We start from the raw sequence: 1,535 nt of genomic DNA, 5'->3' as shown, positions 1-1,535 counted from the left end.
ATGCCGCGTTGTAGTCTTTCCAGTTGGTCGTTCGGTACTTCAGCTTTACGGGAGCAATCATGCCGTCAGTTTACCCGTGCTGCGCCTCGGCCGCTGATGGGCCGATTTGTGCAACAAAGCCTTTCAGGGGCAGTACTTTGATGATGAGACGGGGCTGCACTACAACCGGTATCGGTATTACGATTCCGACACGGCTAGGTACCTCACCCAGGACCCGATTGGGCTAAGTGGCGGTGAAAATCTCTATGGCTATGCGCCTAATCCAACGGGATGGAAGGACCCATTGGGACTTACACCATGTAGTGGATTCCCAATTAAAAATAACTCTGCAAGAAAGCTTTTGAAAGCACGAGGACTTTCGAAAGCTCAGCAGCATGAGGTGGTAAAGAGCTTCGATGGTCAAATTTATGCCGCTCACGGAAGTGCCGGCGAGCAATTTATAATTACTGAATCCGCAGAAGGAGCAGCTTCAGGAGTATTTGTAACACGTTGCTCGGCGGGAGGACCCCCCGCGGAAAGACGTCAAAAACTTGCTCTTCCACCAAGCAATACAGCAGAGTTTCAAAGTCCTGTTGCGCTAGCTCGGGATCAAATGCTACTTGAAGGAAAAGTAGCGCCTCAGCTACAGTGGGGAGCTGAGAAAACCGGAGGGGGGTGGCAAGTCGTTACCGCCGGAGGAAAATACACAGGAGCAATCAGAAGATGACGACCTTTTCTGAGTTAACTAACAGCATCATCTCTGAGTTGTATCAGGGGGGATTTACTAGAGATGCTGATGAGTTGCAACACCTTGCCAACTTGGCGATAGATCAAACTCTCTCGGCGAGTATTCGGAAAGATGCTTTGAAACAGATAGAGATGCGTTGCCACGTGAAATGGTTTGGCGATTTTTACTTGCCTCAATTATCGCAAAAAGATTGGTGGGGAAGGCTTGAAAAACTTAGCAGGTCAACCAAGAAGCACATGCAATCCATTTGATGGCTCCAAGAACAGCATAAAGGGGGGGGAGAACCAGGCCTTAATTACAACCGGTGTCGGATTTATATCCAAACAGCGCACGTTACATAACAGCGACTATTCGACACGATGTGTAGCTCAATCAATCAGCGAATGAAAATCAACATTAGCTTTCGCGAAGAGCTCAGGCACATCGAGAGGCCGGAGAGCTAATCGAAGTGCCAAATCGTTACCGACCACCGGAAAACAAATCATGTCAAATAATAAGATGGTTATCGTAGATTTAAACCATGTTATCGGTGCAATGCTGCCAGTCTCTGAAAGGATTTTTTACCAGTGCTGCAACTGCTGGAGCATTCTCCGGTCGAACCCTGCGAACAATGAGTACTGTGTCTGCAGAAATGTCTTCATTGATGTTGATGCCGGGAGGGCTGGGGCTAGGGACGAGCGGCTGTGAGCCTGTCAGATTTTCTGTGTGGAACGGGGTCATGAAATAATCCTGAGAGGACTGTTCCATGACCGATGCAATGACCACGAAAAAGCCCAAGAAGCAGAAAGCTGCATACCCGTTCCCCGTC

Annotated in this window: 3 protein-coding genes; 2 read left to right on the top strand and 1 reads right to left on the bottom strand. The window is 48.8% G+C overall.

All coding sequences use genetic code 11. From position 1 onward, the window contains the following. The first annotated feature begins 106 nt into the window (after positions 1-106). Positions 107-706, top strand: coding sequence for an RHS repeat-associated core domain-containing protein (locus J3U95_RS28915; RefSeq protein ID WP_208281767.1), 600 nt, complete (start codon positions 107-109; stop codon positions 704-706). Beyond that, positions 703-978 (top strand): hypothetical protein, encoded by a 276-nt coding sequence (locus tag J3U95_RS28175; protein WP_208281766.1) that lies wholly within the window; start codon positions 703-705, stop codon positions 976-978. The genes J3U95_RS28915 and J3U95_RS28175 overlap by 4 nt, the downstream gene beginning before the upstream one ends. A gap of 262 nt (positions 979-1,240) precedes the next feature. Here J3U95_RS28175 and J3U95_RS28170 read toward each other — a convergent pair. Continuing rightward, positions 1,241-1,535: hypothetical protein (locus J3U95_RS28170; protein ID WP_208281765.1), on the bottom strand; the 295-nt coding region annotated here is incomplete at its 5' end.

It is taken from the genome of Massilia oculi (assembly GCF_017582745.1).
GTDB classification, from domain to species: Bacteria; Pseudomonadota; Gammaproteobacteria; order Burkholderiales; family Burkholderiaceae_D; genus Telluria; species Telluria oculi_A.
The sequence above is the reverse complement of the archived record's forward strand: the minus strand, read 5'-3'. Positions and strand labels throughout refer to the sequence as shown.